Origin of the sequence: Phyllobacterium chamaecytisi (assembly GCF_020164455.1) — a bacterium.
GTDB classification, from domain to species: domain Bacteria; phylum Pseudomonadota; class Alphaproteobacteria; order Rhizobiales; family Rhizobiaceae; genus Phyllobacterium; species Phyllobacterium chamaecytisi.
In genome coordinates this window covers 26,036-38,176 of the sequence record NZ_JAIQWW010000025.1, presented here as the reverse complement: position 1 = coordinate 38,176, position 12,141 = coordinate 26,036, and the positions used below count along the sequence as shown (strand labels likewise).

General features: G+C 59.5%; 11 protein-coding genes. 10 read left to right on the top strand and 1 reads right to left on the bottom strand.

Features of this window, described 5'->3' with window-relative positions:
* Positions 1 to 32: 32 nt before the first annotated feature.
* From LB462_RS27415 to LB462_RS27385, 7 genes are read left to right on the top strand one after another with little or no spacing between them, the layout of a single operon-like run.
* Entirely contained in the window at positions 33 to 998 is a 966-nt protein-coding gene (locus LB462_RS27415) for a carbohydrate ABC transporter permease (RefSeq protein WP_224514635.1), read from the top strand.
* A gap of 10 nt (positions 999 to 1,008) precedes the next feature.
* A complete protein-coding gene (locus tag LB462_RS27410) occupies positions 1,009 to 1,869 on the top strand; it encodes a carbohydrate ABC transporter permease (protein WP_224514633.1) in 861 nt (286 codons plus the stop codon).
* The gene (locus tag LB462_RS27405; RefSeq protein ID WP_224514631.1) at positions 1,866 to 2,804 is read left to right on the top strand and encodes a ribokinase; all 939 of its coding nucleotides are present in this window, start codon (positions 1,866 to 1,868) and stop codon (positions 2,802 to 2,804) included. The genes LB462_RS27410 and LB462_RS27405 overlap by 4 nt, the downstream gene beginning before the upstream one ends.
* On the top strand, positions 2,804 to 3,577 hold the full coding sequence (locus LB462_RS27400) for an SDR family NAD(P)-dependent oxidoreductase (RefSeq protein WP_224514630.1): 774 nt from the start codon (positions 2,804 to 2,806) through the stop codon (positions 3,575 to 3,577). The genes LB462_RS27405 and LB462_RS27400 overlap by 1 nt, the downstream gene beginning before the upstream one ends.
* Entirely contained in the window at positions 3,570 to 4,364 is a 795-nt protein-coding gene (locus LB462_RS27395) for an HAD-IIA family hydrolase (RefSeq protein WP_224514627.1), read from the top strand. The genes LB462_RS27400 and LB462_RS27395 overlap by 8 nt, the downstream gene beginning before the upstream one ends.
* 32 nt (positions 4,365 to 4,396) lie before the next feature.
* Positions 4,397 to 5,512: an ABC transporter ATP-binding protein gene (locus LB462_RS27390; protein ID WP_224514625.1), complete on the top strand. Its 1,116-nt coding sequence runs from the start codon at positions 4,397 to 4,399 to the stop codon at positions 5,510 to 5,512.
* 51 nt (positions 5,513 to 5,563) lie between these two features.
* Positions 5,564 to 7,327, top strand: a complete 1,764-nt coding sequence (locus LB462_RS27385; RefSeq protein ID WP_224514623.1) for a phosphoenolpyruvate hydrolase family protein — start codon at positions 5,564 to 5,566, stop codon at positions 7,325 to 7,327.
* Positions 7,328 to 7,363: 36 nt separating this feature from the next.
* Here LB462_RS27385 and LB462_RS27380 read toward each other — a convergent pair whose 3' ends face one another.
* Complete coding sequence (locus tag LB462_RS27380; protein WP_224514621.1) at positions 7,364 to 7,951, bottom strand: hypothetical protein; 588 nt, start codon at positions 7,949 to 7,951, stop codon at positions 7,364 to 7,366.
* A 176-nt stretch (positions 7,952 to 8,127) separates the two neighbouring features.
* Here LB462_RS27380 and LB462_RS27375 point away from each other — a divergent pair, with 176 nt between their 5' ends.
* From LB462_RS27375 to LB462_RS27365, 3 genes are read left to right on the top strand one after another with little or no spacing between them, the layout of a single operon-like run.
* Positions 8,128 to 9,312 (top strand): Tm-1-like ATP-binding domain-containing protein, encoded by a 1,185-nt coding sequence (locus tag LB462_RS27375; RefSeq protein WP_224514618.1) that lies wholly within the window; start codon positions 8,128 to 8,130, stop codon positions 9,310 to 9,312.
* Positions 9,299 to 10,129, top strand: a complete 831-nt coding sequence (locus LB462_RS27370; RefSeq protein WP_224514616.1) for a phosphoenolpyruvate hydrolase family protein — start codon at positions 9,299 to 9,301, stop codon at positions 10,127 to 10,129. Before LB462_RS27375 ends, LB462_RS27370 begins: the two co-directional genes overlap by 14 nt.
* Before the next feature lie 40 nt (positions 10,130 to 10,169).
* On the top strand, positions 10,170 to 11,900 hold the full coding sequence (locus tag LB462_RS27365) for an FAD-dependent oxidoreductase (RefSeq protein WP_224514614.1): 1,731 nt from the start codon (positions 10,170 to 10,172) through the stop codon (positions 11,898 to 11,900).
* The last annotated feature ends 241 nt before the right edge of the window (positions 11,901 to 12,141 follow it).

Sequence of the window (12,141 nt, the reverse complement as noted above, 5' to 3'; positions counted from 1 at the left end):
TGCTGCCCTTCCTCACCACGATGGAGAATTTCATGATGACCCCCCATCTTTCAAAGGCGGTGATGCCTGTCGGAACCGATACGCTCGCTGACAGAGTGAGTAGTGCCGGCAAGTCCGACAGCCAAACAGAGCGGACGGTCGACTGGCTGAGCCTTGTCGTCATCGCTCCTGCTGTCCTGATCCTGCTCGGTTTCCTGCTTCTGTTCTTTTACGGGGTTTACCAATCGCTAACCGACCTGCGTCTCGGGCGGCCCATTGTGCGGTTCGTCGGCTTTGCCAACTACACCGCGCTCATGAAGACCACGGATTTCTGGAACAACATCCGCGTGACCGTCACCTACGCGGTTTGCGCGGTGCTGCTGCAGGCACTTCTTGGATTAGCGATCGCCAAGCTCTTTGCCTCTGGGGTTCTTCTCGCGCGCCTGTTAAGACCAATCATCCTGCTTCCACTCGTCCTTCCGCCCATGAGTGTCGCCCTTATGTGGACGACGATGATGAATCCCCAAAGCGGTATCCTGAACTATCTGCTCTCGCTGGTGAAGCTTGGGCCATTTTCATGGATATCTGATCCGGCGACAGCACTGCTGTCCGTGATCCTGATCGACGTGTGGACCTATACGCCCTTCTTCACCCTGATTATCTTCGCAGGTCTGCAGGGCATTACAGACGATCTGCGCGAAGCCGCGCGTATTAATGGCGCGAAGGCGTGGGCGACGTTCACGAATATCGAGCTGCCGCTCATTGCGCCATACATTCTCATCGCCGGTGTCTTCCGCGTCATCGAATCTCTGAACCAGTTCGACATCATCTTCGGGACGACGCAGGGTGGTCCTGGCAACTCGACCGCCGCACTCTCAGTGCAAGCCTATTTCACCGCGTTCCAAAATCTCACCTTCGGTCGCGGTGCTGCTTTGATGGTCGTCAACTGGCTTATCGTTTTGATCGGCGCGTTCCTGATGGTCAAAGCCTGGCAAGCGGTTCGCAGCCGGGTGAGTTAAGGAGAGACCAATGGATTTTACACGCTCACCCGCCACGACGTTTGTTCTGAACGCGCTGGTTGCCCTTTGTGCCCTGATCCTCGCTTTCCCGCTCGTCTGGATCGTGATGATGTCGCTCAAGACACAGACCGATGTCATGGCCTGGCCGCCGACGTTCGTCTTCACGCCGACATTGGAGAACTTTCGCGTCTTGTTCGACGTCGCGCAGGCCGGGGCAACGAGCTACGGGACGATCAAGGTCGATTTCCTGAGCCCCATCATCAACAGCGTCGTGATCGCTCTGGGTTCGGTTGTGGTCTCCCTCATCGTCGGCGTGCCTGCCGGCTACGTTCTGGCGAGAAGAGACATACCGTTCAAAGAAGACATCGCCTTTTTCATACTGGGCTTCCGGTTTGCGCCCGTGCTGCTGGTCGTGATCCCGCTGTTCAGTCTGTTCCAGTCGATGGGGCTCTACGACACCTATGTCGGCATGGTCTGGGTTTACCAGGTCATAACACTACCGATGATCGTCTGGCTCACCCGCTCCTACGTCGAGGACATTCCGAAGGATATCGAGGAGGCGGCGGCGATCGACGGCGCGAAGCCAGTGCGCGTGGTGCTCCACATCGTCCTTCCGCTCCTGAAGACGGGACTGATCGGCGCATCGCTGCTGGTCTTCCTTCTCGCCTGGCACAACTTTGCACTCGGCCTGATGCTGAGCTCGACCAAGGCTCCCGTTACCGTGGCCCTTTTGAAGCTGCTCAATCCCGGCGTTCAGTTCTACCCCGTCATGGCGGCCGGACTCGTCGTCACGATGATCGTTCCGGTCATCCTGATCGTCGTCGGGCAACGCCACCTCGAGCGTGGACTTACCTTCGGAGCGGTCAAATGAGCGCGACACCCGTGATCTTCTTCGGTACGACCAATCTCGATCTCTGCTTCAATGTCGAGAGACTGCCGACGCCAGGCGAGAGCCTCATCGGATCGCTCGTCCGGCATCCTGGAGGGAAGGGCGCCAACCAGGCGGTCGCCGCAGCGAGGCTGGGACTGAAGCCCAAGCTGTTTACCCGTATTGGTGACGACGAGGCTGGCAGTGTCCTCATGGACTCGCTTTTGAACGCCGGCGTCGTCACGGACGCCGTACAGATCGCAAGGGGCGAGGTTTCCGGCTCGGCGCTCGTCATGGTCGGCGACGATGGCGGCAACATGATCGTCATCGATCCAGGGGCCAACGCAAACGTTACGCCTGAAATTATTGATGATGCCGCGGTTCATATCGAGCGTGGTTCGATCGTGGTTGCGGAAATGGGCCTACCCATTTCAGCTCTAGAGCGGCTCTTTTCCCTCAAACCGCGCCTCGGCTTCCAACTCATTTTCAATCCGGCACCCGTCAGGCAGGGCTTGTCCCGCGAGACGTGGTCCCAAGTGGACTTTGTAACCCCGAACGAGTCCGAAGCCTTTGAGCTTACAGGAATCGAAATCACCTCCATGGAGGCAGCGGCGCAGGCGGCCAGCGCCTTGCTCGGGCTTGGCCCGAGAGCAGCGCTCATTACCCTTGGCGAACGTGGAGCCATCTATGTCGACAGTACGCAGACGTTTCTTGTTCCCGCTTTTCCGGTTGTCGTTGTCGACACGACGGCAGCGGGTGATGCGTTCAACGGTGGTTTCGCCGCCGCGCTGTCGAGAGGCGTTCCAATCCGTGACGCTGTCCGCCAGGCCATGGCTGTAGCTGCACTGTGCGTGACGCGCCGTGGTGCTCAACAATCGATGCCGACCGCAGCCGAGGTCGACGAATTTCTCAATCACAAAACTTTACTGGAGTTATGATGACATCACCACTTTTCTCAATGTCGGGTAGCACGGTTCTTGTGACCGGGGCAGGCGGCGGAATTGGCGCGGCGATCACGGGTGCTTTCCTGGCAAACGGTGCGACCGTCATCGCCACCGATGCCAACCAGGATGCGCTGGAACGGGCACTTGCCAAGGTCGAGGGCGGTGATAGGGCCGTCACCATGACCATGGACGTCACGAGCGAGAAGGAGATCGAACGCGTGATGGACGCTGTGGCTGAACAGTTCGGACGGCTCGACGCTCTCGTGAACAATGCCGGCATCAAGTCGACTGAATCCCTGCTCTTTGGCGATAAAGCAAAGATCGACCGCACGATGGAGATCAATTCCGGGGCGGTACTCCTGTGCTCGAAGCTCATAGTGAACCGTTTCATGAAGGAGGGCGGCGGCCGGATCGTCAACATCGGGTCTTCGCTGTCATCGCAGGGCGCGGTGTTTAACTATCAAGCGGGAGGCGCGGACTACTGCTTCTCGAAAGCGGTGGTGCATGACCTTACAAGGTTGCTCGCCTACGAGTGCGCTCCATACGGCATCAACGTGAACGGTGTAGCACCCGGCATCATCGACACCCCGATGCACGGACGGCCACGTGAGGAGACGGAAGCCCGCCATGCCGGGCGTATTCCGCTCGGCCGCGTCGGCTCTCCCGAAGACGTAGCCGGGATCGCCGTCTTTCTGACAAGCCCTGCCTCTGCTTATATTACGGGGCAGATCGTGCACGTGAACGGCGGGATGTTGATGAATGGTTGAGCTCGCAAACACCATGGACTGGCCGCTGGTAAAGGGCATCGTGTCTGACCTCGACGGCGTGGTTTACCGCGGCAGGACGGCGATCCTCGATGCGGTCGAGGCGTTTCGGAACTGGCAAGCGGAAGGGATTCCATTCTGCTTCGTCACCAACAACTCAACCCACACGGCAAAGGACGTCGTCACCAAGCTTAACGGCTTCGGTCTGGAGACCACGCAGGACAACGTCGTAACCTCGGCGGCGACGGCAGCACAATTGATCCGCCAAAGCTATCCCGCCGGAACGCGCATCTACGTGGTTGGTGCACCGTCTCTTAGAAAGGCGATCTTGGACGCGGAGCTTGTGATTACCGACAAGCAACCCGCTATCGTGATAATGGGCCTCGACCGTGAGATCACGCATGAGAAGCTGCGCATCGCCGTCGACGCGGTTCTGAAAGGAGCGGTGCTGATCGGCACCAATCCTGACTTGCTGCTGCCGACACCGACCGGGTTCGAGCCTGGAGCGGGTGCAATCCTCACCGCCGTTGCGACAGCGGCACGAGTAAAACCCATCATCGTCGGTAAACCCGAGGTGTACATGATTGAGGCAGCGCTATCACGGCTCGGCACCGACAGGGCTACGACCCTGATGATCGGCGACCAGATACCCACCGACATCCAGGCTGGGAAGCGGGCAGGCCTTTGTTCGGTTCTCGTGACAACGGGCGTGCCGCCTGTCGAGGATCCATCACTGCAGGCGCCTGACTTCATCATATCCAGTCTTAAACAGATTCCGTTGAAGCGCTGAAATGGGCGCGCGGTATACCATGGGAGGAAACAATGGCTGAAGTTCGCCTCGAGGGAATTCGAAAGGCCTATGGCACAGTTGAGATCCTGAACGACATCGATCTCGAAATCGCGCATGGTGAGTTCGTGGTTTTCGTCGGCCCGTCAGGTTCTGGCAAGTCGACGCTCCTGCGCATGATCGGGGGACTGGAGAAGATCTCGGGCGGAACACTGAAGATCGACAACAGGGTGGTGAACCTGATGGATGCTGCCGATCGCAACCTTGGCATGGTGTTCCAGAGCTACGCACTTTATCCGCACCTGACTGTCCGCGACAACCTCGCGTTCCCGCTACGGATGGCGAAGCTCGGCAAGAATCAGATCGCCAGCAAGGTGCACGACGCGGCCGCGTTGCTGCAGATCGAGCACCTTCTCGACCGCAAGCCTAAGCAACTCTCGGGTGGGCAACGGCAGCGCGTCGCCATCGGTCGGGCGATCGTCCGCGAACCTAAGGTGTTTCTGTTCGACGAGCCGCTTTCCAACCTCGACACAGAACTTCGCGTGCAGATGCGCGTCCAGATCGCCAAGCTCCATCGGCAGCTGGGCAACACGATGATCTACGTTACGCACGACCAGGTCGAGGCCATGACCATGGCCAATAAAATCGTTGTGCTTAAGGACGGGCGTATCGAGCAGGTCGGTAGTCCGCACGACCTGTACCACCGCCCGGCGACCCAGTTCGTCGCTGGTTTTATCGGCTCGCCCCGAATGAACTTCTTGCCTTGCAAGCTGAAGGCCAAGGATGAAGCGCGAGCCGAAGTCGCGCTTCGCGACGGATCCTCTCGCTGGCTTCCCGTACAGGCGGGGGCTGTCGAGCCTGGGCAAGCGCTGACCCTTGGAATTCGTCCTGACGATTTCGTTGCGCCCTCGGAAAGACCGGGTGAATTGGTCATCGAGATCGACGTCGATTTCGTGGAGCACCTCGGCAGCGCGACCTACCTCTACGGAGCTGCATTCGGGGAGCACATCGTCGCCCGCTCGCCTACCGATCATTTTCACGCGGGAAGTGGAGGGCGGGTGTCGCTCGCGGTTACCCCGTCAGACTGTCATCTATTCACGGAGAAGGGAAAGGCGCTGTCACGACTGGAGGCGCCCAGAAGCTGGAGTTGAAAATTCAAGCGGAATGCCTGATCCTGACAAGAACGTTAGATCTTAGGAGGCGTGACGACCATTTCGGGCATCCGGCAGTTTCTGGGTAATTCCCGCTCATTCATGCTGGGAGCTGCTATCGGCTCCGGCATGACGGCGCGGGCGGCCGAGCGTGCTGGCGCGGATTTCGTGCTTGCCCTCAACGCCGGCCGTTTTCGGGCGATGGGAGGATCGTCGCCGGCATCAATCCTTCCCATTCGCAACAGCAACGCGTTCGTCGCCGGCTTCGGCCGGTCCGAGATCCTGCGAAGCACCAGGCTTCCTGCCTTCTTCGGTGCCTGCACGTTCGACCCCAGACTGGACCTCGACGACTTCCTGGACAGGCTCTGTCGATGGGGCTTTGCGGGCGTCACCAACTTTCCGTCGGTCATTCATCTCGACGAGCACCGTCGGTCAGTACTGGAAAGGTGCGGACTTGGCTACTCCCGTGAGATCGAGCTCCTCGTGAAGGCAGCCAAGCGCGGTCTGATGACGATCGCCTATACCCGTACGCAAGTTGAGGCGCGGCGCATGGTGGAGGCTGGCGTCGAAGCGATTAGCATGAACTTTAATCTCAACCCGGCGGAAACCGGCCAGTCTTCCTCCTCGATCGGACTTGCGGAACTTGCCGCGCGCACCAGAGACATAGCGCACACCGTTCACGCGATCGATCGCAACGTCGTTTGCCTTCTCGGAGGCGGACCGATCACCAGGCCCGAGGAACTGATGGACGTCTGCCGGGAAACCGGGACGCAAGGCTTCATCGGCGGCTCATCGCTCGACCGTGTACCCCTCGAGATGTCGGTTCTTGAGATGACGTCCGGATTCAAGACCATCAACGTCCTGCGGGAGAAGGTCGACCTTCTCGAGCGGCAACTGCAGCTCAACGGGTATCGCCACGGCGTCGTCGCGCGCTCGGCTTCGATGAACAATGCCCTCGACGCAGCAAAGCGTCTTGCGAGCGGCGCCAACCCTGTTCTCATTGTCGGCGAGCCAGGCACGGGCAAGCGGCGTGTTGCCTCGCTTGTCCATGCGTTGGGAGCGCGAAAGCATCGCAAACCCGTCATGTTTCCGTGCCGTCGGTCTCCTGGCAACCAGAATGCGATCGCCCTTTTCGGATTGGAGGCGGACAGGGACACCCGTCGGCGGCTCTCCGTGTTGGAGACCGCGACCGACACCTCGCTCATAATCCTTCACCTCAACGAGCTCACGGAAGAGGGGCAGGAGCAACTGGCTGACTTTCTGGAAACCGGGACATTCACCGCCGTCAACGGTGTCGCGTCGACCCGCTCGGAAGCCAAGGTGATCGCCACCTCCACGATATCGACCGGGGCAGGGCTCGAAACGCTGCCGATCAGTCCGAGGCTGCGGGCCGCCTTTACCGGACTGGAAATCCTGTTGCCGCCGCTTCAGGACCGGCTTGAGGATTTGCCGGCACTCATCCACCACTTCACCGTGGAAACGAAGGGCGACGCAGGAACAAGCGCCCTCGCGATAGAGAATTCTGCGTTCCTTGCACTGGCCAGCCACTCCTGGCCGGGCAACGTCCGAGAACTCAGGCATGTCGTCGAACAACTGGCGACCTTGGCGCCCAACGTTCCGATCACAGCGGACCGGCTGCAGCCGATACTGGGCATCAAGCCAATCCCGAAGGAAGCGACAAACCTCTCGGAACGTGAATGGATAATAGACGCGCTGCGGCGCAACAAGTTGCACCGCGGCAAGACGGCGCGTACTCTCGGTCTTTCCCGGAAGACGCTCTATAACAAGATCCGAAAACTGCGGATCCTGGATTAGCCAGCATCACCAGTAGTCTTCTTTCCCTGAGCCTGATCAGGGGGTCGTCTTCAACGACCAGACAGACGATGAAGAGAGACCAGGGACATGGAAGGCCTCAAGTTCCATCCGGCTGCCGACGGGATGTGCCAAGGTGTCCGGCGGGAAATAGATGATCCCATCCAGCAAGTCCGCCAGACGGTTCTGAACACTCGCGATCTCCTGTGTCGAAGATGCAGTGTAGACCAGCCTCAGACCCGTTTCGTGGTACCATTTCAGCCGATCGATCTCGATTGTGTTAGCGGCCTCAGCCGATCCAGCTGTTTGGGTGCCTTCCGCAAGTGAGGCCGGAGGAAAATTGACAACGCCGATGAAGCCCTTCTCCTTGAGAAGGTCGGCAAGGTCTTCCCACAGAGTGAACGGGTCGATCATCATCATCGCGGCGTAATAGCGCTTTCCTTGCACGGATGTTGCATCGCGAAGCGCCTGAAACAGCTCTGCATTCCAATCGGTCACCGGCAGTGTCGCCATTACAAGCGGAAAACCTTGCGGAAGGGTGCGAAGCGAGGGAGCGAAGATATAAGTCTCGCTCTCGCGAGAGCTGGAACCGTCATGCGCTCTTGCGGCGATATGATCGATGATCATCCATGTACCCAATTTTACCCATCTCCTGTCCTGCGCGCGATTTAACTGCGCGCCGTCCACGTCTAATGCTGGCTCAAAATCGCCTAATGCATCGAAGCGCGCAAGGGAGGAAGAGAGATGGATCGCATATGCCGGGCCGGCAGCGGCTGCATGGCCCGTCTGGGGCGGAAAGAATCGTGACCCAGGCGGGCTTCAGGACGGGTGCGGTCGCAATCGTTGCGACGATGGACACCAAACAGGCAGAAGTGTCCTATGTTGCGGACATCGTGCGGACGCGCGGCAGAAAGGTTGCTCTCGTCGATGTCGGCACCTCCAGCGTCACTGCCGGCAGGTCGGGCGACCCGGCAGCGCTGCTTGCCGATATCGGCCGACGTGCCCGCGCCTCGGTCAACGACCTGCACGCCGAGGGCCACATCACGGCGGTCATCGGCATTGCGGGCGGCAAGGGAAGTGCGGTGTTCGGCGAAGTGGTCGCCGATCTTCCCTTCGGTTTTCCAAAGCTCCTTGTTTCGAGTGCGCGGCCAGCCTTGCTCTCCGAACTCGCGTCCAAGAGCGACATTCTGTTTTATCCCACGCTCGTCGATCTCTTCGGCGTCAACGGTTTCACCAGTCGAATCCTCGCGAACGCCGCGCATGCGATTGCGGCTATGCACTATGCGCCACAAGATCAATCTCGCAGCAAGCTCGTGGCAATCACCGCGTTTGGGGTGACGACACCAGCAGTGAACCGGTGCGTCTGGCTTCTGTCGGAGAAGAACGTTGAGGCGATCGTCTTTCCGGCCAACGGATCGGGCGGCCGCAAGATGGAGGCCCTGATAGACGCGGGCGAGTTCGATGCTGTCCTGGATTTGACAACGACCGAGCTTGCAGATGAACTCGCGGGAGGAACTGCAAGTGCAGGACCTGATCGCCTTACGGCGGCTGGACGCAGAGGCATCCTGCAGCTCATCGCGCCCGGTGCCGTCGACATGGTAAACTTCGGTGTGCGCTCCAGCGTGCCCGAGCGCTACGCCGGGCGAAAATTCTATTCCCACACTCCATACACCACCCTGATGCGGACGACGTCCGAGGAAACTTACGAGATCGGCCGCCGCACCGGGCTGAAGCTTGCCGCCGCCAGAGGTGCCTCCCATGTCCTTTGGCCCTCAGAGGGGGTCTCTGACTATGACCGGGATGGCGCTGTGTTCCACGATCCGGAGGCGAACCGGGCGTGGCTGGCAGGGCTTCGCAGCACCCTGCCAGCCACGATCAACTGCCAGGAAATCTCCTGCCATATCAACGATCCAGCTTTCGCGGAAACCGCCGTCGGCTGGATTCTTCAGAACATTCGAGAAGGGGTTGCAACCGATGAAAATGTTTGAGCGCTCGGAGATTCTGGCATCAATTAACGAACAGATTGCCAAAGGAAACCCGCTCCTTGCAGCGGGCAGCAGCTGCGGCCTGGTTGCCAAATGCGCAGCTCTCGGCGGAGCCGACATGCTGGTGGTCTATAGCACTGGCCTATCGCGCTTGATGGGCCTGCCGACAAGCAGAATAGGTGATTCCAACGCGCGCACGATTGAGATGGCCGCGGAGATAAGGAATGTCGTTTCATCTGTTCCAATCATCGGCGGTGTCGAGGCATGGGACCCGGTACGTCTGGATCTCGACACGCTGCTGGATAAGTTCTGGGCTGCCGGCTACTCCGGCGTGATTAACTACCCGACGATCTCGACCATGGGAGACAAATGGCGCGACCGCCGCGGCCGCGTCGGGCTGGGTTTCGAACGCGAAGTCGAGATGATCGCGCTGGCGCGGAAGAAGAACGTCTTCTCTCTGGCCTATGTCGCTTCTGCGGATGACGCCGCGGCGATGACCGAAGCGGGCGCGGACTGCATCGTTCCTCATGTCGGAGCAACGCGTGGGGGGCTTGCCGGCCATGAAGAAGGCCAGGCCATCCAGGAAGCGATATCGAAGATCAACAGGATCAACGATGCAGCTAAGGCTGTTCGGCCGGATGTCATCCTGCTTGCTCACGGCGGCGCCATCGCCGAGCCGGAGGACACGGCGGAAGTCTACCGGTCTACAGACTGCGTCGGTTTCGTCGGCGCCTCATCAATCGAGCGGATACCGATCGAGAGAGCGGTACAGGCTGTCGCAAAGGCCTTCAAGGCCGTGCCCATGTCTCCCCGCTCATGACCTAGAGCGCCACCAAGTTTCCGTTTCACGAGAGTTTGTCATGTCCGAAGTTGCCACCCCACTTTCTCCCCAAGAGTCCGTCAAACCCGCATGGGACGCGGTTTATGACGTCGTTTCTGTCGGAAGCGGCGCAGCCGGCCTGTCGGCCGCCCTGTTCGCCGCTCAGGCCAACCTGAAGGTTCTCGTCTGCGAGAAATCGTCGAAATTGGGGGGAACTACCGCGCTGTCGAACGGGATGATCTGGGTTCCGTGTTCGCCTCAAGCTGTGGCCGCGAAGGTCCAGGACAGCATTGAAAACGCCAGGACCTATCTCAAGAACGAACTCGGAAACTACTACCGCGAGGATTTCGTCGATGCGTATCTGACTGATGGTCCAAAGGCTCTCACGGAAATTGAGAAGGGGACGGACGTGAAGTTCACGCTCGCCTCTGCGCCCGACTATCACTCCAGCCAGGTGGGTGGTGTTGATTCAGGCAGAGCACTGAGCCCAGCCCCCTATGACGGCCGCTGGCTTGGCAAGGATTTCGATCTGGTTGGAGATCCGATCCGAGTGGTTCTCGGCGGCATGATGATTTCCTCCGGAGAGGTCACGAAGTTTCTCAATCCATTCAAGTCCCTGGACTCGATGCGGCATGTGCTCCGCCGTGTCGGCCGTTATGCTCGCGATCGGCTGCGCTACCAGCGCGGCACGGAGTTGAGTGGCGGCAACGCGCTTGTTGCCCGTTTCATCACAAGTCTTCGCAAGCGGAAGGTCGACATCTGGACGGAAGCTCCGCTGGTTCACCTCGTCGTGGAAGACGGCCGTGTCACCGGCGTCGTCCTTCGGCGCAATGGCCGCGATCTACGCATCAAGGCTGCGCGTGGCGTCATCCTGGCGACAGGCGGATTTGCGCGCGATGCCAAGCTTCGGGCCGCCTTAAGCGGTGCCCATCAGCACGATGACACCCTAGCGCACCCGGACTCGACCGGCGACGGGATCAAGCTGGCTGTGGAGCTGGGCGGTGCTATTGATAACAACGTCGCGAGCGCGGGCTTCTGGACGCCTGTTTCCTTGCTGCATGGAAAAGGAAGAACGCAGACCGTTCCATATGGCTGGCTTGATCGCGGCCGGCCGGGCGTCATTGCAATCGGACCAAACGCTCGGCGTTTCGTCAACGAATCCAATTCCTATCACGACATCTGCCTGGCGATGTTCCAGAGCGGCTATCCGGCCGACAAACGGTTCTACTTCATCTGTGACCACGAGTTCCTGAAAAAGCGTGGCATGGGACATCTTCTTCCTTGGCCATGGACGCGCAGCACAAAATCATATGAGCGGGTAAACTACATCCAGGTCGCAGCCACAGTTGCTGAACTTGCGCGGAAGATCGGGGTCGATCCATCTGAGCTGGAAAAGACCGTGGCCGAGCATAACACTCATTCAAAGAGCGGTCTTGACCCCTATTTTCATCGCGGAGAATCCGCGTTCAATCGTTTGCTCGGAGACCCGTCGGTCGGAAAACTCAATCCCAATCTCGGTCCTATTACTGCGGGTCCGTTCGTAGCGCTCCGAATCGTGCCGGCGACCCTCGGAACTGCAGCTGGGCTTGCGACGGACACTTCCGGTCGGGTCCTGAAGGCTGACGGCTCTCCGATCGACGGACTTTATGCTTGCGGCAACGACGCAACGTCGCTGATGCGAGGACTCTATCCAGGGGCGGGCATCACAATCGGCCCGGGAATTGTATTCGCTTACAGGGCGGCCAATGCGATCGGAGGGCGCGTCGACTAAGAAATAGCTCGACCGGATCCTAGCGGCTGCAGCGATATTGCGCATTGCCACTTCCGGCTTGTCTAAGCCGGAGGTGCGTTTGTCACGTGGCTGGAAAAGGCCGATTTTGTTATCAAAGTCAGACTCTGCACACGAATGATCACAGACCTCCCAAGCGTCGTGCAGAGCACCCTGGCCCCGCAGCGAAATGCGGGGCCAGACGTTCGCCCTAATCGAACAACAGTCGTTTGAAAGGTTTGAA